General features: G+C 71.4%; 22 protein-coding genes. 7 read left to right on the top strand and 15 right to left on the bottom strand.

Annotation, left to right across the window (positions count from 1 at the left end; all coding sequences use genetic code 11):
• Positions 1 to 76: 76 nt before the first annotated feature.
• The 3 genes from K5S26_RS04420 to K5S26_RS04410 all read right to left on the bottom strand — a co-directional run bounded on the left by K5S26_RS04420 (position 77) and on the right by K5S26_RS04410 (position 1,970).
• Entirely contained in the window at positions 77 to 586 is a 510-nt protein-coding gene (locus K5S26_RS04420) for a MerR family transcriptional regulator (RefSeq protein ID WP_246603582.1), read from the bottom strand.
• Positions 587 to 768: 182 nt separating this feature from the next.
• Positions 769 to 1,470, bottom strand: coding sequence for a transcriptional regulator FtsR (gene ftsR, locus K5S26_RS04415; RefSeq protein ID WP_221856378.1), 702 nt, complete (start codon positions 1,468 to 1,470; stop codon positions 769 to 771).
• Positions 1,470 to 1,970 (bottom strand): FHA domain-containing protein, encoded by a 501-nt coding sequence (locus K5S26_RS04410; RefSeq protein ID WP_372454382.1) that lies wholly within the window; start codon positions 1,968 to 1,970, stop codon positions 1,470 to 1,472. The genes ftsR and K5S26_RS04410 overlap by 1 nt, the downstream gene beginning before the upstream one ends.
• 118 nt (positions 1,971 to 2,088) lie before the next feature.
• Here K5S26_RS04410 and K5S26_RS04405 point away from each other — a divergent pair, with 118 nt between their 5' ends.
• Positions 2,089 to 2,790, top strand: coding sequence for a copper resistance CopC family protein (locus tag K5S26_RS04405; protein ID WP_221856376.1), 702 nt, complete (start codon positions 2,089 to 2,091; stop codon positions 2,788 to 2,790).
• 40 nt (positions 2,791 to 2,830) lie between these two features.
• A complete protein-coding gene (gene lpdA, locus K5S26_RS04400) occupies positions 2,831 to 4,228 on the top strand; it encodes a dihydrolipoyl dehydrogenase (RefSeq protein ID WP_221856374.1) in 1,398 nt (465 codons plus the stop codon).
• Between the two features lie 156 nt (positions 4,229 to 4,384).
• Here lpdA and K5S26_RS04395 read toward each other — a convergent pair whose 3' ends face one another.
• The 6 genes from K5S26_RS04395 to smpB form a co-directional block, all read right to left on the bottom strand.
• The gene (locus tag K5S26_RS04395) at positions 4,385 to 5,023 is read right to left on the bottom strand and encodes a CYTH domain-containing protein (RefSeq protein WP_221856372.1); all 639 of its coding nucleotides are present in this window, start codon (positions 5,021 to 5,023) and stop codon (positions 4,385 to 4,387) included.
• Positions 5,020 to 5,253, bottom strand: a complete 234-nt coding sequence (locus tag K5S26_RS04390; RefSeq protein WP_221856370.1) for a response regulator — start codon at positions 5,251 to 5,253, stop codon at positions 5,020 to 5,022. Before K5S26_RS04390 ends, K5S26_RS04395 begins: the two co-directional genes overlap by 4 nt.
• A 9-nt stretch (positions 5,254 to 5,262) precedes the next feature.
• Entirely contained in the window at positions 5,263 to 6,297 is a 1,035-nt protein-coding gene (locus K5S26_RS04385) for a YihY/virulence factor BrkB family protein (RefSeq protein WP_221856368.1), read from the bottom strand.
• 89 nt (positions 6,298 to 6,386) lie between these two features.
• Positions 6,387 to 6,866, bottom strand: coding sequence for a prepilin peptidase (locus K5S26_RS04380; protein ID WP_221856366.1), 480 nt, complete (start codon positions 6,864 to 6,866; stop codon positions 6,387 to 6,389).
• A gap of 106 nt (positions 6,867 to 6,972) precedes the next feature.
• The gene (locus tag K5S26_RS04375; protein ID WP_246603581.1) at positions 6,973 to 7,341 is read right to left on the bottom strand and encodes a DUF1905 domain-containing protein; all 369 of its coding nucleotides are present in this window, start codon (positions 7,339 to 7,341) and stop codon (positions 6,973 to 6,975) included.
• 31 nt (positions 7,342 to 7,372) lie between these two features.
• Positions 7,373 to 7,849 (bottom strand): SsrA-binding protein SmpB, encoded by a 477-nt coding sequence (gene smpB, locus K5S26_RS04370; RefSeq protein WP_221856364.1) that lies wholly within the window; start codon positions 7,847 to 7,849, stop codon positions 7,373 to 7,375.
• 208 nt (positions 7,850 to 8,057) lie between these two features.
• Between smpB and K5S26_RS04365 the strand changes: the two genes are divergently transcribed.
• Complete coding sequence (locus tag K5S26_RS04365) at positions 8,058 to 9,494, top strand: Fic family protein (protein ID WP_221856362.1); 1,437 nt, start codon at positions 8,058 to 8,060, stop codon at positions 9,492 to 9,494.
• 110 nt (positions 9,495 to 9,604) lie between these two features.
• Here the strand turns inward: K5S26_RS04365 and K5S26_RS04360 are convergent, their stop codons facing one another.
• The 3 genes from K5S26_RS04360 to ftsE form a co-directional block, all read right to left on the bottom strand.
• On the bottom strand, positions 9,605 to 10,384 hold the full coding sequence (locus K5S26_RS04360; protein ID WP_221856360.1) for an alpha/beta fold hydrolase: 780 nt from the start codon (positions 10,382 to 10,384) through the stop codon (positions 9,605 to 9,607).
• Positions 10,385 to 10,459: 75 nt separating this feature from the next.
• Positions 10,460 to 11,368 (bottom strand): permease-like cell division protein FtsX, encoded by a 909-nt coding sequence (ftsX, locus tag K5S26_RS04355; RefSeq protein ID WP_221856358.1) that lies wholly within the window; start codon positions 11,366 to 11,368, stop codon positions 10,460 to 10,462.
• Positions 11,365 to 12,507 (bottom strand): cell division ATP-binding protein FtsE, encoded by a 1,143-nt coding sequence (ftsE, locus tag K5S26_RS04350; protein WP_221856356.1) that lies wholly within the window; start codon positions 12,505 to 12,507, stop codon positions 11,365 to 11,367. The genes ftsX and ftsE overlap by 4 nt, the downstream gene beginning before the upstream one ends.
• Positions 12,508 to 12,684: 177 nt before the next feature.
• On the opposite strand from ftsE, the gene K5S26_RS04345 reads away from it, so the two are divergent.
• The 4 genes from K5S26_RS04345 to K5S26_RS04330 are packed head-to-tail and all read left to right on the top strand — an operon-like array spanning position 12,685 to position 16,661.
• Positions 12,685 to 13,800, top strand: a complete 1,116-nt coding sequence (locus K5S26_RS04345; RefSeq protein WP_221856355.1) for an LOG family protein — start codon at positions 12,685 to 12,687, stop codon at positions 13,798 to 13,800.
• Entirely contained in the window at positions 13,797 to 15,086 is a 1,290-nt protein-coding gene (locus tag K5S26_RS04340; protein ID WP_221856353.1) for an MFS transporter, read from the top strand. Before K5S26_RS04345 ends, K5S26_RS04340 begins: the two co-directional genes overlap by 4 nt.
• 55 nt (positions 15,087 to 15,141) lie before the next feature.
• The gene (locus tag K5S26_RS04335) at positions 15,142 to 16,245 is read left to right on the top strand and encodes a M4 family metallopeptidase (protein WP_221856351.1); all 1,104 of its coding nucleotides are present in this window, start codon (positions 15,142 to 15,144) and stop codon (positions 16,243 to 16,245) included.
• 32 nt (positions 16,246 to 16,277) lie between these two features.
• Entirely contained in the window at positions 16,278 to 16,661 is a 384-nt protein-coding gene (locus K5S26_RS04330; RefSeq protein ID WP_221856349.1) for a protealysin inhibitor emfourin, read from the top strand.
• Between the two features lie 5 nt (positions 16,662 to 16,666).
• Here K5S26_RS04330 and K5S26_RS04325 read toward each other — a convergent pair whose 3' ends face one another.
• The 3 genes from K5S26_RS04325 to pepN form a co-directional block, all read right to left on the bottom strand.
• A complete protein-coding gene (locus K5S26_RS04325; protein WP_221856347.1) occupies positions 16,667 to 18,049 on the bottom strand; it encodes an FtsX-like permease family protein in 1,383 nt (460 codons plus the stop codon).
• Entirely contained in the window at positions 18,046 to 18,789 is a 744-nt protein-coding gene (locus K5S26_RS04320; RefSeq protein WP_221856346.1) for an ABC transporter ATP-binding protein, read from the bottom strand. The genes K5S26_RS04325 and K5S26_RS04320 overlap by 4 nt, the downstream gene beginning before the upstream one ends.
• A gap of 113 nt (positions 18,790 to 18,902) precedes the next feature.
• Positions 18,903 to 21,410: an aminopeptidase N gene (gene pepN, locus K5S26_RS04315; RefSeq protein ID WP_221856344.1), complete on the bottom strand. Its 2,508-nt coding sequence runs from the start codon at positions 21,408 to 21,410 to the stop codon at positions 18,903 to 18,905.
• Positions 21,411 to 21,480: the final 70 nt, after the last annotated feature.

Genomic DNA, 21,480 nt, shown 5'->3' with positions numbered 1-21,480 from the left:
CCGGGAACGGCGCGTCCGACCTCTCCGGCGACGCCAAAGAACCCCCGCGCTCCCGCGGGGGTTCAGCCGTATCGCGTCAGGCGGTGCGCTTCGCCCGACGCTGGGCGAGCTCGTCGAGCTGGTCGGGCTCGGTCGCCTCGAAGTCGACGAGCGTGGCCTCGACCTCGTGCAGGACCTTCCCCACGGCGATGCCGAACACGCCCTGCCCACGGCTGACCAGGTCGATCACCTCGTCGTTCGAGGTGCAGAGGTAGACCGATGCGCCGTCGCTCATCAGAGTCGTCCCCGCGAGGTCGCGGATGCCCGCCGCCCGCAGCTGTTCGACGGCCGTGCGGATCTGCTGCAGGGAGATGCCGGTGTCGAGAAGCCGCTTGACGAGCTTGAGCACGAGGATGTCGCGGAAGCCGTAGAGACGCTGCGATCCCGAGCCGGTGGCGCTGCGCACGGTCGGCTCGACGAGCTCGGTGCGGGCCCAGTAGTCGAGCTGGCGATAGGTGATGCCCGCCGCCCGCGCGGCGACCGCGCCGCGGTAGCCCATCTCGGGGTCGAGGTCGGGAAGCCCGTCGGTGAAGAGGAGATCCGTCATGCCACGATCCGTGCGATCGTCAGCGCTCATTGTCGTCCTCCTCGTGCAGCGGCTACTTCATCCACCGTATGGGAGGCCCGCCGGACCGGCAACGACATCCGTGCGATCCGCGAGGCGTGTCGCCACGGCGTTACCCAACAGTGACCTTCAACGTGAACTTCAATCACGCGACACGATCCGCGTCACGACAGCAGCCGGCCGAGGGCCTCCTTGACCAGGATCCCCCGGACGTCGTCGAGGCGCGCGGCCAGCTCGGGGGCGAGCTCGCTCGCCTTGGCACGGGAGGCGGCGTCGGTGCGACGCAGCAGCGCGGACATCGCCGACTCGACGAGCGCGACCTCGCGCTCAGCGCTCTGGCGCATGCCTCGCACGTGACGCGGCTCGATGCCGTGCCGGTCGAGGGCGACGAGCGCACGCAGCAGCGCGAGCGCCTGGTCGTCGTAGTGGTCCGCGGCCTTCAGCAGACCCGTGCTCACGGCGTCGTTGAGCAGCTGCGGCGCCGCACCGGCGGCGCTCAGCAGCTCCTGACGGGTGCGTCGACGGACGGCGGGGTGGATCGAGGGCGGCGGTACCTGAGGCATCGCCGGCGAGCGTCCCGCGTCGACCTCGTCCAGGTAGTCGCGGATCACGACCAGCGGCAGGTAGTGATCGCGCTGCAGCGTGAGCGCCAGGCGCAGCCGCTCGAGGTCGTCGGTGGAGAACTTCCGGTAACCGGATGCCGTCCGCTGCGGCGTCACGATCCCCTGCACCTCGAGGAAGCGGAGCTTGCTGGAGGTCAGCGCGGGGAAGTCGGGCGTGAGCTTCGCCAGCACCTGGCCGATGCTCAGCAGCCCCGCGGGCGCCTTCCGTGCGGAAGCCGGCTCGCGGGCGGCGGCAGCCGCCATCAGGCGCCCTGGCCCTCTCGGTCGAGGGGCGAGACGAAGAAGTTCAGGCGGAACTTGCCGATCCGCACCTCGGCGCCGTTGCGCAGCTCGGCGCGGTCGACGCGCTCGCCGTTCACGTACGTGCCGTTGAGCGAGCGCTGATCCACGATCTCGAAGGCCGCGCGGTGGCGGGTGATCTCGGCGTGACGTCGGGAGACCGTGACGTCGTCGAGGAAGATGTCCGCCTCCGGGTGCCGCCCCGCGGTGGTGACGTCGGTGTCGAGCAGGTACCGCGCGCCGGCGGTCGGACCCGACCGCACGAGCAGCAGCGCCGAGCCCGACGGCAGAGCGGCGATCGCATCGCGCTCGGCGGGGTTCAGCTCACCCCCGAACGGCACGAACGACAGATCGGAGTCGTGCCCGAACGTCTGGGTGGAGTCCCCCGCACCGTCGTGGCCGAATCGCGTGCTGTCGCCGTCGCGGTGGATCGGCGAACCGGCTCCGGGCTCGTTCTGTGACACGTCATCCCCTCCTTATCCGTCCAGCCTAACCGATCGGTTTCGGCAGATCACAAGCGGGTCACGACAGTCGGGACACGACGCCCGGCGTACGTCGAGACGATCGGGGTAGCGTGGCGGCATGTCCGCCGCTCGCACCTCCCGCCCGCGCCGCCTCCTCGCTGTCGGCGGCAGTGCCCTGTTCGTCATCCTCGGCTCGCTGCTGCTCGCGCAGCCGGCCGCCGCTCACGGCGGTCTGTACGACACGAACCCCGACGACGGCGCCGTCATCGACGAGATGCCCGAGACGGTCGACCTGGAGTTCACCGAGGCGATGCAGGAGGGCGCCGCGCAGATCGACGTGATCGCGCCCTCGGGCACGAACATCTCGACCGGCGACGCCGAGGTCGAGGGCGCGATCATCCGCCAGCAGTTCGAGACGCCGACCGAGACGGGCGTCTACACCGTGAACTGGCGCGCCGCCGGCGTCGACGGGCACGTGCCGGACGGTACCTTCACCTTCACCCTCGAGTCGGTTCCGGGCGACGAGGACGGCTCCGCCGTGCCGCCCGCGAACGACGAGACCACGACCGCACAGCCGTCCAAGAAGCCCGTGACGACGCCCACGCTCGAGCCGAGCTCGTCGTCGGAGGCCGCCACGACGCCCGAGACGAGCGCGGGCGCAGCGAGCGAGTCCGACGGCGAGGGAACGTCCTTCGGCGAGGTGCTGCCGTGGCTGCTGCTCGGCGCGGCCGGCATCGCGGTGCTCGGCGGCGTGGTCGCCCTGCTGGTGTCGCGCGCCCGCGGCGGCGCGGATCGGGACGGCGGGTCGCCGGCCCCCTGAGACCGCCGGGGGCACGCCCGCCGAGCGATAGGCTTGGGGCATGGCTCATTACGACGTCGTCATCCTCGGCGCGGGTCCCGGCGGTTACGTCGCGGCCGTGCGCAGCGCTCAGCTCGGACTCTCCGTCGCGATCATCGAAGAGAAGTACTGGGGCGGCGTCTGCCTCAACGTCGGGTGCATCCCGTCGAAGGCGCTGCTGAAGAACGCGGAGATCGCCCACACCTTCACCCACAAGGCCGATCTGTTCGGCATCTCGGGTGACGTGCACTTCGACTTCGGCACGGCGTTCGACCGCAGCCGCAAGGTCGCGGACACGCACGTCAAGGGAATCCACTTCCTGATGAAGAAGAACAAGGTGACCGAGTACGAGGGTCGCGGAACCTTCACGGGCCCGAAGGCCGTCTCGGTCGCGAAGTCGGACGGCTCCACCGAGGAGATCACGTTCGACAACGTCATCATCGCCACCGGCTCGAAGGTGCGCCTGCTGCCGGGCGTCGAGCTGAGCGAGAACGTCGTGACCTACGAGGAGCAGATCCTCACGCGTGAGCTGCCCGAGTCGATCGTCATCGTGGGCGCGGGCGCCATCGGCATGGAGTTCGCCTACGTGCTGTCGAACTACGGCGTGAAGGTCACCATCGTCGAGTTCCTCGACCGCGCCCTGCCGAACGAGGACGTCGAGGTCTCCAAGGAGATCCAGAAGCAGTACAAGAAGTACGGCATCGACATCCTCACCTCGACGGCTGTCAAGACCGTGACCGACAACGGCGACTCGGTGCACGTCGCCTACGAGTCGCGCGACGGCGTCGCGGGCGAGATCACCGCGGGCAAGGTGCTGATGTCCGTGGGCTTCGCGCCGAACATCGAGGGCTTCGGTCTCGAGACCACCGGTGTCAAGCTCACGGAGCGCGGCGCGATCGACATCGACGACCACATGCGCACCAACGTCGAGGGCATCTACGCGATCGGCGACGTGACCGCCAAGCTGCAGCTGGCGCACGTCGCGGAGGCGCAGGCCGTCGTCGCCGCCGAGAAGATCGGCAAGGCCGAGACGCAGACCCTGGGCGACTACCGGATGATGCCGCGCGCGACGTTCTGCTCGCCGCAGGTCGCCAGCTTCGGGCTCACCGAGGAGCAGGCCCGCGCCGAGGGACGCGAGATCAAGGTCGCCAAGTTCCCGTTCAGCGCGAACGGCAAGGCGAACGGTCTGGGCGAGCCCGTCGGCTTCGTCAAGCTGATCGCGGACGCCGAGCACCTGGAGCTCATCGGCGGACACCTGATCGGCCCGGACGTGTCGGAGCTGCTGCCCGAGCTGACGCTGGCGCAGAAGTGGGACCTCACCGCGGTGGAGGCGGCACGCAATGTGCACACCCACCCGACGCTGTCGGAGACGCTGCAGGAGGGCTTCCACGGTCTGCAGGGGCACTTCATCAACATGTGAGTTGATGAAGTGAGAGCACTTACGACGACGGCCCCCGGATGATCCGGGGGCCGTCGCCGTCTTGCGAGGCGGACTCTCCTGTACGAGACCCCATACCGCGCGCGAGACCGTAGAGGTAGGCCACGGTCTCGCCGCGGAGATGCGGTCTCGTGGGGGTCAGCGGCCGAGAGCGCGGGCGAGCTTCGACGACGAGCCGGCCGGGCGGGCGCCGGCCGCGTGGGCGGCGTCCGCGACCGCGGCGAAGAACGACTCGCGCGCCGTGGGGTCGCTCGAGGCCGCAGGCCCGAGCTCGACCTCCCACTCGTGCCATTCGCGCGTCGCGCCGCCGCGCAGATCCGTCGCACGGACGTGGTCGTCGACGAACTCCGCGATCACGCCGCCGTCGGCGTCGAGCAGAGCGTACGCCGTGCGGTCGTTGACGATGCGGGCGAGCGGCGACAGCCCCTCGGTCGACCAACGCGCCACCTCGGCCGCGACCTCGTCGGGGACGGCGTCGCCGTCCGACAGCGGCCAGCCGAGCTCGGTGCGGCCGCCGTCCACGAGCGGCCCCTTGATGTGCCAGCCGGCGTCGGGCCCGCCGGTGCGCCGACGCAGCGCGACCCCGGCACGTCCGAGCGCGAGGTCGTCGGTGTCGAGGTAGAGGGCGTCGAGATGGCGCTCCTCCCCCGCCGACACCGCGGCGACGCCCTGCACACCGATCCAGTCCGGCACCGGCGTCCCCGCCTCGACGTCGAACTTGCGCTCGATCTCGACCGAGCGTGACGGGCCGTGACCGTCGGGAACCGCCGCGCTCACTCTCCCGGTCGCACGTCGTCGTCGGACGGCGTGATCTCCTGAGGCTCCTCCGTGAAGCGGAACGGCACCTCCGTGGGCCCGTCCGCGTCTCCCGTGTTCTCGGCGCCGCCGTCGCGGTCGTAGACGACCTGCCCCTCCGAGTACGGCAGGATCAGCTGGTCGAGGTCAGGGGTCTCTAGCGGCAGGACCTGCCCGTCGAGGGGTCCTCCGTGAAGTCGTGCGATGGCCATGTGATCAACCTACTCCCGGCTCTCGCGCACCTGCTGCAGGTCGGCGGTGCGCTCTTTCTCCTCCGCGTCACGAGCGTGACGCAGCTCTTCGACAGCGGACTGCACCGAGCTCTCGGCCCGGCGCACGCGGCGCTGCGCGAACGTCTCGGCGCCGTAGCGCTCCCCCACGCGGTCGTGGTCCTCCTCGATGCCGGTGACGATGTACGCCGACGAGATCAGCAGCACCTGGGCCGACAGGTTCACCCACAGCAGCAGCGCCACGAGCGATCCGAAGGTCGCCAGGAGCGGGTTCGAGGTCGCGCCGCCGACGAACAGTCCCGACAGCTGCTGCAGCACGACGAGCCCGACCGAGCCCAGGAACGAGCCGCTCCACAGAGCCCGTGCGGACGGGCGCAGCCCGGAGAGCATGCGGAACATGAGCGCGATGAACACCGCGTCGAGGGCGAGAGTGACGAGGACCGCGACGGCGCGGGTGAGGACCTCGGCGAAACCCGACTCGCTCGCGCCGATCCAACCCAGCACCGTCGACACGAAAGCCGATCCGAGGAACGTGGTCGCGGCGGCGGCGAGCAGCAGCGCCCCGAGGATCACCGCGAACAGCAGGTCGCGCAGCATCAGCACGAGGCCGTTGGCGGCGGCGTGGGTGTTGTCGGCCATGATCCGGATGGCCTCGCGCAGAGCACCCACCGCGCCGATCGCGGCGACGAGCAGACCCACCAGGGAGATGATCCCGGCGACGGTGAAGCTCGCGGGCTCCAGCAGGGCGTCGGTGTCGATCAGCCCGCCCTCGCCCACGAGACCGGGAATGACGTTGTCGACGGCGTCGAGGATGGCCTGGATCAGCTCGGGCCGGCCGGCGAGCCAGACGGCGGCCACCGAGAACCCCAGCAGCACCGCCGCGAAGATGGAGAACAGCGCCCGGTAGGTGATCGCCGACGCCAGCAGGGCGCCCTTCTGCTCGGAGTAGAGCAGGAACGCCCGTACCGGCTTGCGCGCGAGCGCCCACGCGATGAGCACCTTCACCTGCGCCATGAGCTTCGCCATGTCCCCACGCTAGCGGGACGCCCTCCGCGGCGGGCGCCGCTTGACATCCGCCGCCCGAGCAGGCAGACCACGAGACGTGCGACGGCGACTCAGGCGACCAGCGGCGCGGTCCATGCCCCGACCAGCATCCACGGCCCGAAGGCGATGCGGGTGTCGCGCCCGGCCCGGCCGGCCACCAGCAGCGCGAGCGCGCAGGCGGCCCCCAGCACGAACGCCGCTGCCGCCCCCACCACGAGCTCCGTCCACCCGTGCCAGCCGAGGAACACGCCGACCAGGCCTGCGAGCTTCACGTCTCCCCCGCCGAGCCCCGCCGGCGCCGCAGCGCGCAGCGCGAGATACGCGGAGAAGAGCATCAGCCCGCCGCCGGCCGCACGGCCGACGGGGGCGAGGTCTCCCCCGACGACACCCGAGACCGCGAAGAGCGCCGCCAGCCCGAGCGTCGCCGGCAGCACGATCGCATCGGGCAGCCGGTGCTCCATCACGTCGATGCGGACCAGCAGCAGCGACACCGCGAAGAAGCCCGCATGCGCGACCACGACCAGCGTCGCCGAGGCGTCGTCAGCCGCCATCCTCGCTCCCTCCGCTCGTGCCTCCCCTGGCACCCGAGGGTAGGGAAAGGACGTCCGAGCCGGGGGCGGCCTGTGGACAACCGGGGTGCCGGCCGTCGGATCGCCGTCAGAGCTCGAGCACGTCGATGAGGACCGGGACGACGTCGCCCTCCGCCAGCCCCTCGGCCTCGCGCACCGACCGCTTCACGGGCAGCGAATAGGCGACGGCCCCGGGACGGCCCGAATGCCCGGCGGCCGACACGGCCCCCGGACCGTTTGAATGCCCGGCGGCCGACACGGCCCCCGGGAAGATGGACGTCCGGAACGTCGTCCCGCCGATCCGCGCCTCCACCCGCAGCGAGCCGAAGCCGCGGCGCGGGGCCGGGAGCTCGCGCAGGTCACGGGAGATCTCCTCCGGCACGTGCACGAAGTACCACGCCTCCGTACGCGCCTGCCAGCGGACGACCTCCGCCTCGAACTCGATCCGCACCGCCATGGCGACAGCGTATCGGCGCCCTCCGACGTGGTTACTCGCCCGTGCGGTTGCGCATGCGCATCGCGCGCTCCGCCTCGCGCTTGTCCTGGCGCTCGCGCAGCGTCTGGCGCTTGTCGAACTCGCGCTTGCCCTTCGCCACGCCGATCTCGATCTTGGCGCGGCCGTTCAGGAAGTAGAGCCTCAGCGGCACCAGCGTGTAGCCGCCGGCGGAGACCGCGTGGCTGAGCTTGACGATCTCGTCCTTGTTCAGCAGCAGCTTGCGGATCCGCTTCGAAGAGTGGTTCGTCCAGCTGCCCTGGGAGTACTCGGGGATGTGCACCGCGTCGAGGAACGCCTCGCCGCCGTTGATGTACGCGTAGCCGTCGCTGAGGTTCGCGCGCCCCTGACGCAGCGACTTCACCTCGGTGCCGGTGAGCACGAGGCCTGCCTCGTACGTCTTCTCGATCGTGTACTCGTGACGTGCGCGACGGTTCGTCGCGACGATCTTCTCGCCCTGTTCCTTCGGCATGTGCTCACCTCCTCCTCGTGACCGGTCTCGCGCCCGATCGGGCACAGCCTTTCATTATACGCGGATGCGGGGAGCCGCATGCGCCGGGGCGGATGTCAGCCCTGCCGCGACACCGGCGCGCCGAGGGTGAGCATGAGGCGGTTCGCCCACGCGAACAGCGCGGCCGCCGCGAATGTGTATCGTTCTGAGCACACGTGTAGGAGAGGCTATGAACAACGATCCAGTTGCAGACGCAGCGTCGATAGCCGAGCCCAAGGTTCGACCGTATGAGCCCTTTCCTACGTTCCAGTCTTGGCTCGAAACGCCCTTCGATGGAACGTCGGTAGACCGGTTCTTACGACAGCTGTCTGCGTTGAAGGAATCTGTCACACCCAAGCAGCTTTCGGAAGCCATTCGGATCGCAACGAACTGGGCTGCGGTCAATACCGGCGCGATCGAGGGGCTGTATCAAGTCGACAGAGGCTTCACTTATAGCGTCGCGGTCTCGTCGGTTGCCTGGCAAAAAATCGAAGCCATAAAGGGAGATTCTGCGGCTCAACACATCGCTGATGCAGTGAAGGCGTACGACTTCGTCCTGGATGCAGCGACTGGTTCTCATCCGCTCACTGAAGTATGGGTTCGCGAGCTTCATGAGATCGTGACTTCCTCTCAAGACAAGTATACAGTTATCACAGCGGTGGGACCCCAAGAGCACGATCTCCCTAAGGGTCGATACAAGTCTCATCCGAACAGTCCACTGAACTTCGATTCGAACACTGTGCATGGCTACGCCTCGCCAAGTGAGACACCGGCCGAGATGGCTCGCTTCCTCGAAGAGTTGCGAAGCGAATCGTTCGCTGCTGAGCACCCGATCGTGCAGGCTTCATACGCGCACTACGCGTTCGTATGCATTCACCCCTTCGCGGACGGTAACGGGCGCGTCGCACGAGCTCTCTCGGCGATGTTCCTGTACCGCGCGTACGGTATCCCGCTCGTGGTTTTCGCAGACCAGAAGGCAGACTACATCGCAGGCCTTGAGCAGGCAGACCAAGGACGCACTTCACAGTTCGTGCGGTTCATCGGTGAGCGCGTCATCGACACAATCGGGATGCTTCGCGAACAGGTGTTGGCCGCTGCCGTGCCCGACGTTTCTGAGCAGATCGGCGAGCTTATGCCGCTCTTAAGCGGCCAGGCGGGCCTTCCGCATGAGGAGATCGACGCTATCACTCTCCGCCTACTCACCGTCTTCTCTGAGGCATTAGCGAAGCAGGTGACCGATCAACACTTCTCAGTGCCGCTCGTCGGTCGAGTCCACAGACACTCAAGAGGCGTCACAACGCGCGCACCACGTGGTTATCGACGAGTTCCAGGAGATACTTCGGGTGCGGAACTCCGGGTGACCATCGGTGGGCCTGCAGATGTGGCAGTCTCACGGCAGTATTACTGCGTTACCCGTCTGCCCGATAACGACGACGCTGATTTCATCGTGTACCGCGCGAGCGGAGAGCCTATGCTCGAAATGTATCTGCGCGAGGCGCACCCGACCATAAGCCAAGCTCTGGTCTTCCGCGCTGAGACCGCCGCGCTGCGAGAGCTGCGGGAACTCGTGGCAGAGGTGCGGGAGAAGGCTGCCGCCTCTCTACGCAAGGCGGGATACCTCTCATAACCCCGATGTCTCTCGCCACCACAAACCTGATCCAGTTCGCATCTGCGTTGTCTCGCATCTCGCTGCGCGTCACGACCCCCTACGCGGTCTGACGGGCGCGACAGCCGCGCTCAGCGGACGCGCGCCAGCCAGTCGGACAGCTCGGTCGCCAGCTCCGACGGCGCGTCGAGCTGGATGAGGTGCCCCGCGCCCTCGACCAGGGTGAGCGAGGCGTGCGGGATCGCCTCGGCGAGGCGATGCGCACGATCCACGGGGATCCAGGTGTCCGCCGTGCCCCACACGATGTGCACCGGCTCGTCGATCTCGCCATATCGCGCCTCGATCTCCCGGGTGAGACGCTCGTCCGCCTGCGCGATCTGACGGTAGAAGGCCGCCTGTCCGACGTCGTCGAGCCACGGCCGGACGAGCATCTCGAGGTCGTCGTCGCGCAGCCCTCTGTGGCTCGCCCCGCGGATGTACGCCTCGAGCGCCCCGCGATGGATCGCCGGGGGCAGCTGGGAGAAGACCTCGGCATGCTCCCGGACCAGGGCGAAGAACGGCGACCCCCACGGGGAGAGCGCGACGACGTCGACGAGGCACAGCGACGCGAACCGCGCGCCGTGGAGGAGCCGGGCGCGCAGGGCCACCGCACCGCCGAAGTCATGCGCCACCACATGGGGACGCTCGATGCCCCACTGCTCGAGGAGATGCGCGAACAGCTCGCCCTGCGTGCCGAGGTCCACGTCGTGGTCAGCCGCCTTGGACGAGGCGCCGTACCCGGGCATGTCCCACAGGTAGACGGAGTGACGACGCGAAAGGGCGCGCGCGACGGGCCGCCACAGGGCGGAGGACCACGGCGTGCCGTGCAGCAGCACGACGGGCGGGCCGGAGCCGAGACGGTCCCAGGCCACGTCGCGCCCGCGCCAGCGAACGACTGGGAGAGGTGCGACTCGCTCAGGCGCGCGGCCGACTCCGGGGCCATGCGCTCAGGCGCGCAGCCAGCGACGGATCGCGAAGCCCGCGGAGAGCGCCGCAAGCAGCACGCCCAGCACGATCAGCACGGGCACCACCAGCAGCGCGTCGGACATGCCGACCCACGGCGTCCAGCCCATGCGGCTCGTGAGGTATCCCTCGACCCCCGTCTTGACGCCGACCAGCACGGTCGCCCCCGCCAGCAGCGAGCCGATGAGGGCCGCCACGACGCCCTCCAGCACGAACGGCGTCTGGATGAACCTGTTGGACGCCCCGACCAGGCGCATGATCCCCACCTCCCGGCGACGTGCGAAGGCCGACAGTCGGATGGTCGTCGAGATCAGCAGCACCGCGGAGATCAGCATGAGGGCCGCCACGCCGATCGCGATGTACGTCGCGATCGTGAGCGCCGAGAACAGCGGGTCGAGGTTCTCCAGCTGGTCCGTGACCTGTTCGACGCCCTCGATGCCCTGGAAGCCCTCGGCGATCACGTCGGAGCGGGTCGGATCGAGCAGCTTGATGTGGAAGACCGCGCTCGTCTGCTCCTCGGTCATCAGGTTCGAGTACTCGGGGAAGTTGTCGACGAGGTCCTGGTAGGCGTCCCCGGCCGACTGATACGAGAACTCCTGGATGAGCGGCGACAGCGTCGGCCCCTGCAGCTCGGCCTGCACGGCCGCCGTCTGGTCGTCGTTCGCCGCGCCGCCCGTGCACGTGTCGGTGGTCGAGATCGCCGAGCACATGTAGACGTCGACCTGCGCGCGGTCCTGGAAGTAGTCGCGCATGGTCGCGATCTGCGCCTGCATCAGGATCGCCGCGCCGACGAAGGTCAGCGACACGAACGTGACGAGGATCACCGACACGACCATCGACGCGTTGCGTCGCAGGCCGGTGAACACCTCGGAGAGGATCAGTCCCAGCCTCATGTCGTCGGACCCACCTCGTCGTCGTCGGCGGGCCGCAGGCCCAGTCGATCGGCCATGCCGAGCTCCTCCACGTCGACGTCAGCCACCGGCAGGTCGGATCGGGGAACCGCGCCCGTGCGCGGTGCGGGCTCGTCCTCCCGCGGCGTGGTCACCGCCGGCGTGCTCGTCGCCTCGGGCTCCGCTGCCGCGGTCGCCGCGTCCGGCGATGCGCCGTCCACGGGACCGGCGTCCGGCTGCGCCGACCCGGGATCATCCAGCAGGTCGGCGAACAGCTCCTCCTGCGCGGCGGCGACGGCCTCCACGACCGGCGCGATCGCCTCGGGCGCGGCTGCGCCGCCGGCCGGCTCGGCCGTGGCTCCGCCCGTGACCTCGCGCTGCAGCTCCAGCACGGCGGTGAGCGCCGCGACCGCCGCCGCTCCACGCTCCACCTGCGGCTCGAGGGTCTTGATCCCCGAGCGGTCGCCGTAACCGCCGTGCCGCTCGTCGCGCATCAGACGGCCGTCCTTGAGCTCGATGACCCGTCGCTGCATCTGGTCGACGAACGTCGCCTCGTGCGTGGCGCAGAGGATCGTGGTGCCCGACGCGTTGATCCGGGCGAGGAGCATCATGATGTCGACGGACGTCGCCGGGTCGAGGTTGCCGGTCGGCTCGTCCGCCAGCAGCACCTGCGGGCGGTTCACCAGGGCGCGCGCGATCGCCACGCGCTGCTGCTCGCCGCCGGACAGCTCGTGGGGGAAGCGCTTGGCCTTGTCGGCCAGGCCCACCAGCTCGAGGGCCTCGGGAACGGCCTGCTTCACGAACGCGCGGGACGAGCCGATCACCTGCAGGGTGAAGGCGACGTTCTGGAAGACGGTCTTGGACGGCAGCAGCCGGAAGTCCTGGAACACCGACCCGATGTGCCGGCGGAAGTACGGGGTGCGACGGTTGGAGAGGGTCTTCGTGTCGCGGCCGAGCACGACGACGCGCCCGTCGCTCGGGGTGTCCTCCCGCAGGATCAGGCGGAGGCACGAGGACTTCCCCGATCCCGACGCGCCGACGAGGAAGACGAACTCCCCGCGCTGCACCTCGAAGTCGACATCGTCGAGGGCCGGCTTCGCGGTCCCCCGGTATCGCTTGCTGACGTGTTCGAACCGGATCATGGCATCTGCGAGCCTAAGCGGCGCGCGGCTCCACGGCCCGAGCGACACCCCCGAGCGGCTCCGGGCGCGTCGCCGCATCCGGCCATGCCCGCGGCCGGCCCGGCGCGGTCGGGCCGGGGCATGGGATGGGGCAGACTGGCCAGCGGACGACGAGACGGATCACACGGGGAACGCAGGATGACGAGGCACGCGGGGCGACTGATCACGATCGAGTCGCTGGCGGACCTCGATCGGCGTCTGGAACAGGGCGGCACCCGCCTCGTCGGATGGCGGGTCGTGGGACTCGACCTGCGGGACCGCTCGGCGGAGCTCGCGGCCCGCGACACGTCGCGCACCACGTTCGCCGGGTGCGTCTTCGCCGCCGGCGACGACGCACTGCATGCGGCGCGCGGGGCGCTGGTGCTGCCGGCCGTGCCGCGGCCGCCGGCGGATCCGCGACGGACGGCGCTCTACACGGCGGACGAGCTGTACGACGACGACGCCTACGGCGCGAGCCTGGACGGCCGCACGTACGCCTGGACGCAGCGGCGCCACGATCCGGACGTCCTGCTCGACCGCACGCTGCACGACGACGGCATCGATCGCGCCCTCGCGCACTGGGTCGAGCCCCGTCGTCTCGTGGGCGTCATGGGCGGCCACGGCCTGCCGCGGGGCAGCGCCGGCTACGCGGAGGCCGCGCGCCTCGGGCGGCTGCTCTCGGCGAGCGACGGCTCCCGCGACGGCTTCACGGTCGCCACCGGCGGCGGCCCCGGGGCCATGGAGGCGGCGAACCTCGGCGCCCGGCTGAGCGCCGGGGGCGCGGCGGCGCTCGAGGGCGCGCTCGACGAGCTGGCCGCCGTCCCGTCCTACCGTCCGTCCGTGGAGGCGTGGGTGTCGGCGGCGCGGACCGTGCTCACGGACGCGGCAGGGCTGCCGCGGGTCGACACGCTCGGCGTGCCCACCTGGCACTACGGGCACGAGCCGTCCAACCTGTTCGCGACCGCCATCGCGAAGTACTTCCGCAACGCGCTGCGGGAGGCGATCCTGCTGCAGGTCTGCGGCCACGGCATCGTCTTCCTGCCGGGCGCAGGCGGCACGGTGCAGGAGATCTTCCAGGACGCCTGCGAGAACTACTACGCCGCCGAGGACGCGATCGCGCCGATGGTGCTGGTGGGGCGCGAGCACTGGACCGAGACGCTGCCCGCCTGGCCCCTGCTGCGCGCCCTCGCGAAGGGGCGGCCCATGGAGCGGCACGTCCATCTCGTCGACACCGTGGAGGACGCCGCGGAGATCGTGCGGGGGGCCGACCGATGACGTTCGTCGCCCCCGCCCCGTCGTGGCGGATGTGGCTCATGTGGGGCATCGGGGTGTTCGGCTACGTCCTCGCGATCACGAACCGCACGTCGCTCGCGGCCGTCGGCGTCGACGCCTCGCACCGCTTCGACGCCGACGCGTCGACGCTGTCGATGTTCGCGGTCCTGCAGCTCGCCGTGTACGGCTTCATGCAGCTGCCCGTCGGGCTGTGGCTAGACCGCTGGGGCGCCCGGCCGATCATGGCGATCGGCATGGTGCTCATGGCGGCGGGACAGATCGTCATGGCCCTGTCGCCGAACGTCGGAATCGCGATCGCCGCGCGGATGCTGCTCGGCGCCGGCGACGCGGCGATCTTCCCCGGCGTCCTGCGCCTGGTCGCCACCTGGTTCCCCGCGCAGCGCAGCTCGCTGATGATGCAGCTCACCGGCATCACCGGCCAGCTCGGCCAGGTGGTCGCGCTCGTGCCGCTGCCGCTGCTGCTGCACGCGACCTCCTGGCAGGTGGCCTTCGGCGGGCTCGCGGGGCTCGCGATCGTCTTCGCCGTGCTGATCGCCGCGTTCGTGCGCAACCATCCCCCGCAGCTACCCGCCGACGTGTCGGTCAACACCGACACGGGCGCGATCACCGTGGTCACGAGCGCCGTCGACACCCGCCAGGGGATCCGCGCGGCCTGGTCGCACCCCGGCACCCGTCTCGCCTTCTGGACGCACTTCACCGCCCCGTTCGCCGGCACGGCGTTCGTCATGCTCTGGGGCGTTCCGTTCCTCACAGCCGGCGAAGGGCTCACGACGGCGCAGGCGTCGGCGGTGACCTCGGTCTACGTCGTCGCGGGCATCGTGCTGGGACCGGTGGTCGGCGCGCTCTCGGCCCGTCATCCCCATCGCCGGTCGCGGATGCTGGTGCTGCCCGCGGTGGGCGCCCAGCTGGTCGCGTGGGTCGCGGTGCTGCTCTGGCCCTCTCCCGTGCCAGCATGGCTGCTCGTCCTGCTCGTCATCGCGCTGGCGTCGGGCGGACCCGCGTCGATGGTGGCCTTCGACTTCGCCCGGGCCCACAACCCCGCCCACCGGTTGAGCACGGCCACGGGCGTCACCAACGTCGGCGGCTTCCTCGCGGGCCTCACGGCCATCCTGCTGATCGGCGTCGCGCTGGACGTGCAGGGGGCGTCGCGCCCCGAGCTGTACACGGACACCGCGTTCCGCTGGGCGTTCGCGACGCAGATCCCGCTGTGGCTGCTCGGCTGCACGATGATCCTGCGCGAGCGCGCCCGCACGCGGCGTATGCTCTGACGCCGGCGGCACGGCACCCGGTGCGGATGTCGGCGGCCGGTGTCAGCATCGAGGCATGACGCCGCCCACCTCCTCCGCCCGCCACGGGATCGTCCCGCCGTTCCTGCTCAGCCGCATCGCGCGCCTCGACGAGGCGGTGCTCGACCATGCCCCGGCCGCCGCGCGCCGCACGCTCGGCATCGACGAGCCCTTCCGCGAGCAGCGGGGCGACGAGCGCACCCTCCCGGGGCTCGTGCGCTCGTCGGCACGGACCGCGCTCGGCAGCACCGTCCGCGGCTCCGCCGCGCCGGGGGCTCCCGACCGGCTGATCTTCGACGCCCGCGGCGGGGAGGACCTGCCGGGTGTCGAGGTGCGCGCCGAGGGCGAGCCCGACACGGGCGACGTCGCCGTCTCGCAGGCGTACGACGGCCTGGGCGACACGTACGCGCTGTTCTGGGACGCGTTCGGCCGCGACTCCATCGACGACGAGGGCATGCGGCTCGACGCGACGGTGCACTTCGGCGAGCGGTACGACAACGCGTTCTGGGACGGCGCCCGGATGGTGTTTGGCGACGGAGACGGCGAGATCTTCCGCGGCTTCACCGGCTCGCTCAGCATCATCGGCCACGAGCTCGCCCACGGGGTGACGGAGCGCACCGCGAACCTCGTCTACCAGGGCCAGTCGGGCGCTCTCAACGAGCACGTGTCCGACGTGTTCGGCGTCCTCGTCGAGCAGCGGCTTCTCGGCCACACGGCGCGAGAGGCCACGTGGCTGGTCGGCGCGGGCGTCTTCACCGAGGAGGTGCGGGGCGAGGCGATCCGGTCCATGCGCGCGCCCGGGACGGCGTACGACGACCCGATGCTCGGGGCCGACCCGCAGCCGGCGCACATGCGCGACTACGTCGAGACCAGCGACGACAACGGCGGCGTGCACATCAACTCGGGCATCCCGAACCGCGCGTTCGTCGCGCTGGCCGAGACGCTGGGCGGGCACGCTGGGGAGCGGGCCGGGCGCATCTGGTACGAGACCCTGACCGGAGGCCGCATCACCGCCACCGCGTCGTTCGCGCAGTTCGCGGGCGCCACGCTGTCCGTCGCTCGGGAGCTCTACGGCACAGACGCCGTCGAGGCCGCCGCCGTGGCCGACGCGTGGGAGAGCGTGGGGGTCGTGCCGGCATAGCCCGGACGGCGCGGCGTGGCTACGCTGACGCCATGAGGGTGATCGTCTCGAGGACGGGCGGCTTCGCGGGCGTCCGCGTCACCTGGGAGGTGCACGTCGAGGCGCAGCCGGATCGCCACGCGTGGCGGGAGCTCGTCGAGTCGATGCCGTGGCAGGAGGTGCCCGCGGTGGCGGCGGAGCCCGACCGCTATGTGTACCGGATCACCTGCGAGCCGCACGAGGCGGTGCTCTCCGAGCGCGCCCTGGAGGGGCCCTGGCGCGTGCTCGTCGAGCGCGTCAGGTCGCGGTCGCGCGGCGCGTCCGGCGCCGCGGCGGATCCCGGGGAGCCCCGGGAGGGCACGCCCTCCCCCGACGACGCGGCCGGCGCCCGCGGCGCGGCGCGGCCGGACCCGCCCGGCGGACCCGACCGCGGCTGAGCCGCTCACTCCGCGCGATCGGGCTCCGCCAGCACCCGCGTCAGCACCGGTCGTGTGGCGCGCAGCGCGAGCCACACGACCGCGATCCCGAGCGCGAAGCATGCGGCGATCACCAGCAGCGACAACGGCGCGGCGATGATCGCGACGCCCACCAGCGGGAACACCAACAGCCCGCCCACCAGGGCCGACACCACGACGGTGAACAGCAGCGGCCCCATCGTCGCGCGCATCCGGGCCGACTCCATCACCTCGCGCGGCATGCCGATGCGGTCGAGCCCCACGTGCAGCCCACGGCGGTCGAGGATCGCCGCCGCCTGGTTCACCCCCACGGAGCAGGCGACCATCAGGAACGACACCACGAGCGTGATGAGGATGCCCGTGCGGATGTCGCCGGTGAGCACCGCCGACGAGGGGTCGTCCACGGTGCCGGCGAGCGCCATCCCCGACCCGCCGACGACCGAGACGAACGTGGTCATCGCGACGCCGCCGACCTGACGCCAGGCCGCCTTGGGCGACTCCAGCACCGTGCGTGCGGCGATGAGCCTCGCAGCATCCGGGGCGCGGCGCGCCTGCACACGGGCGAACACGCCGATCGCCCACGGGCCGATCAGACCCAGCACCGCGATGCCGACCGCGAACGTCGCCGCCACCGCCAGGACGACGAACGCGAAGCCCGGCAGCGCCGACAGCCCGTCGAGCACGCCGTATCCGACCGCGAGGGCGACCACGGTCACGACCACGCGGATCCAGTGCAGGCGCGGAGCCGTCTGACGCGTGCGGACGCCGAGGGGCGAGACCACGACCTGGCGCAGGCCGACCACCGCGCTGATCGCCGCGACGAGGGCCACGCCGGCGACCACCGCGGCGACGGCGACGGGCCCCACCCACAGCGAGATCGCCCCGATGGGCTCGCCGGCGAAGGGGATCAGCCCGACCAGCGGCATGGCGAGCGCGTAGAGCACGACACCCCCGACGGCGCCCGCGACAGCCACGGCGGTCGACTCGAGCACGGTCATCGCCGCCACGGTGGCGGGAGTCGCGCCCAGCAGGCGGAGCGTGGCGAGGCGCTCGTCGCGGCGGCGAGCCGACAGCCGCGCGGCCGCGCCGCCCAGCGACAGCAGCGGCACGGCGAGGATCGCGAGGGCGATGGCGCTGAGAGCCTGGTATAGGCCCGTCGTGCCGTCGGCATCGGGCGGCCAGGCCCAGAACATCAGCACGCCGCCCAGCACGATCAGCATCAGCGCGGTGGTGACGGCGAACGCCACGGCCGGCAGCAGCAGCGCGGCGCCGCTCTGCGCGCTCGGCCGCGACACCAGCCAGGTCAGCCGGAGGACCGGCGCGCGCCGGCCGGCGGAGGCGAGCGGACGGGGCGCGAGGACGGCGGTCATCGCGCGACCTCCGGCGCCTCTTCCGGCACGACGCGGCCGTCGCGCATGCGGATCGTGCGGCCGCAGCGCGCGGCCACCTGGGGGTCGTGCGTCACGACCACGAGCGCGTGCCCCTGCGCGAGCGTCGAGTCCAGCAGCGCCGTCATCACGTCCGCGGAGGTGGCCGAGTCGAGCGCCCCGGTCGGCTCGTCCGCGAACAGCACCCGCGCCCCGGTCGCCTGGGCGCGGGCGATCGCCACCCGCTGCGCCTGTCCGCCCGACAGCTGACCGATGCGCCGCTGCTCCATGCCGCCGAGCCCGAGCGCCCCCAGCCACTGCGCGGCGTGCGCCTCGGCCGCATCGCGTGCATGTCCGGTGAGCAGCAGCGGCAGCGCCACGTTCTCGACGGCGGTCAGCTCGGGGATCAGCAGCCCCTGCTGGAACACGAACCCGAACTCCTCGCGGCGGACGCGGGAACGCTCCCGCTCCCCCAGCCCGTCGATCCGCATCGGCCCGGACCGGGCCTGCAGCGTCACGGCGCCCTGATCCGCAGGGAGGATGCCCGCGAGCACGTGCAGCAGGGTCGTCTTCCCGGAGCCGGACGCGCCCATGATGGCGACCGCCTCGCCCGCCCGCACGTCGAGCGAGACGCCATCGAGCGCCCGCGTGGGGCCGTAGGTCTTGACGAGGCCGGCGGCCGAGAGCAGCGCCTGGGTCGAGGTCGACGGTGGGATCGGAGTCGGAGTCGGAGTCGAGGTCATGACTCCAGCCTCGTGATCCCGCGCCCGACGCGCGTCCCTCCGCATGGGGATCCGGGTCATCCTGAGGATGTACGTCCCGTGCGACGGCGAACGCGGACGCCGCTCCGTGCGGCCTACTGCAGAGCCCGCACGCGCAGGTCGCGCGCGAGGTGATCGCGCTGCTCGACCACCAGGCGCCGCAGCGCCCCCGGCGCATCCGCGTTCTGCCGCAGCCACTCGTCGACCGGCTCCAGCGAGTCGGACGACGGGAAGAGGCCGACGACGAGACGGCGTGCGATCTCAATGCTGCGCTCCGCCCACGCGTCACGGATCCGCGCGAAGTACTCGGCGTCGAAGCCCGCGACGAGAGGACGGGACTCACCGGCGTGGAAGCCGCCGATCGTCGCGGCGAGGTGGTCGTTCGTCAGCTCCCGGTCGTTCCACGCGGCGTCCCACGCGGCGGCGCGCGCCGCAGCCTCCGGTCGCGAGACGCGCACCCGGACCCAGGCCGTGCGTCCGGTCGCCGTGTCGTCTCGCGAGAGCTCGGCGTCGGCGTCGGCCTGCGCGGCGTGCCCGGTCGCGGCGAGCGCGGCGAGCCAGGACCACCGCAGGTCGGCGTCGAGCGCGAGTCCGGCCGGCGCCGGCGCGTCGCCGTCGAGGATCCCGCGCAGCTCGGCCGCCCGCGCGTCGTCGTGCGACGCGGCGCCGGCCAGGGCGCGGGCCCAGGCGAGCTGGGCCCCGCTGCCGGGCTCGGCCTCGTGCGTCTGCTGCCACGTCGCGTCGAGCCAGGCGCGGCGCTCCTGCGCACGCGCGGGCTCGGCGACGTAGTGCTCGACGGCGAACGCGGCGTTCGCCGTCGCGGCGGAGAGCAGGCCGACGTTCGACTCGAGGGGCGCGTGACGGCGCACGATCGCGAGGTAGCGCGCCGCCGGCAGCTCGCCATCGCGCGTCGCGTTCCACAGCGCCGACCAGACGAGGCCCCGAGCGAGCGGATCCTCCAGGGTCGACAGCGCCTCCTGCACCGCGTCGAGCGAGCGCTCGTCGAGACGGGCCTTGGCATAGGTGAGATCGAGGTCGTTGACGAGGATCAGGTCGGCGTCGGGCAGCTCGACGGCCGTCCGCTCCTCGCGGATGTCGGTCTCGACGAGCGCCGTCCGCGCGAGGCGTCCCTCGGCGAGCGCGTAGCACCCGAGGGCGAGCCGGTGCGGCCGCGGGTCTGCCTGGATCAGCTCGCCCGAGGCCCGGTCGTACGAGAGGGTCGACATGCCCGTGGTCTCGAGCCAGGCACGGGACCAGGCGCGCACGTCGCGACCCGACGCCTCCTCGAGCTGCACGAGGAGATCGTCGAGGGTCGTGTTGCCGTAGGCGTGGGCGCGGAAGTACCGACGTGCGCCCTCGAAGAAGGCGTCCTCGCCGACGTAGGCGACGAGCTGCTTGAGCACCGACGCCCCCTTCGCATAGGTGATCCCGTCGAAGTTCAGCTTCGCGGCCTCGAGGTCGGGGATGTCCGCCACGATCGGGTGGGTCGTGGGCAGCTGGTCCTGCTGGTAGGCCCACGCCTTGCGGCGGGCGGCGAACGACACCCACGCGCCCGTGAAGCGCGTGGCGGCGGCCGACGCGTGGGCGCCCATGTAGTCGGCGAACGACTCCTTGAGCCACAGGTCGTCCCACCACCGCATGGTGACGAGGTCGCCGAACCACATGTGCGCCATCTCGTGCAGGATCGTGTTGGCGCGCGCCTCGTGCTGGGCGTCGGTCGTCGCGCCGCGGAAGACGTAGGCCTCGGTGAACGTCACGAGGCCCGGGTTCTCCATGGCGCCGAGGTTGTACTCGGGCACGAAGACCTGGTCGTACGTCGACCACGGGTAGGGGAAGCCGAAAGCCTCGTCGAAGAAGCCGAGACCCTGGCGGGTGAGCTCGAGGATCTCCTCGCCGTCGAAGTGGGGCGCGAGCGAGGCGCGGCAGTACGCGCCGAGCGGGACCGTCAGCTCGCCGTTCGTCCACTCGCCCGCGACGCGGTGGTACGGGCCCGCCACGACGGCGGTGATGTAGCTCGACAGCGGCAGCGTCGGCGCGAATTCCACCGTCTGCGTCCCGCCGGCCTGCTCCCCGTCCCCGCCACCCGTGCGCACGGACGCCTGGTTGGACAGCACGTGCCAGCCCGCGGGGGCGTCGACCGCGAACGTGACCCGCGCCTTCATGTCGGGCTGCTCGAAGCACGCCATGACACGGCGCGCGTCGGCGGGCTCGTACTGCGTGTACAGGTACGTCTCTCCGTCGACCGGATCGCGGAACCGGTGGAGGCCCTCGCCGGTGCGGCTGTAGGCGCCCACCGCCTCGACCCGGACCTCGTTGGCACCGGTGGCGAGCCCGGCGACGCGGATCCGCGCGCCGTCCCACTCGATCGGCTGCGGGTCGCCGTTCACGACGACGCGCACGACCTCCTCGCCGATGAAGTCGATCCAGGTCTCGGGCGCGCTCGCGTCGAAGGTCAGGACGGTCGTGGTCGGAAACCCCGTGCGGCTCGCATCGGGGGCGCCGGTGAGGTCGAGCTCGACCCGGATGTCGTGGAGCGAGATCGCGGCGGCACGCGCGGCGGTCTCCTCCCTCGTGAGGTTGGCGGCGGCGTTGGCGGAGGTCACCCGCCCATCGTTTCATGCGCGCGCCGTCGACGCCCCGGGACGTGGTGGGGCCGTGGCCCGTCCCTGCAGC

It is taken from the genome of Microbacterium marinilacus (assembly GCF_019753765.1).
GTDB classification, from domain to species: Bacteria; Actinomycetota; Actinomycetes; order Actinomycetales; family Microbacteriaceae; genus Microbacterium; species Microbacterium marinilacus.
Note: the sequence above shows the minus strand (reverse complement) of the source record. Positions and strands in the feature narration are given on the sequence as shown.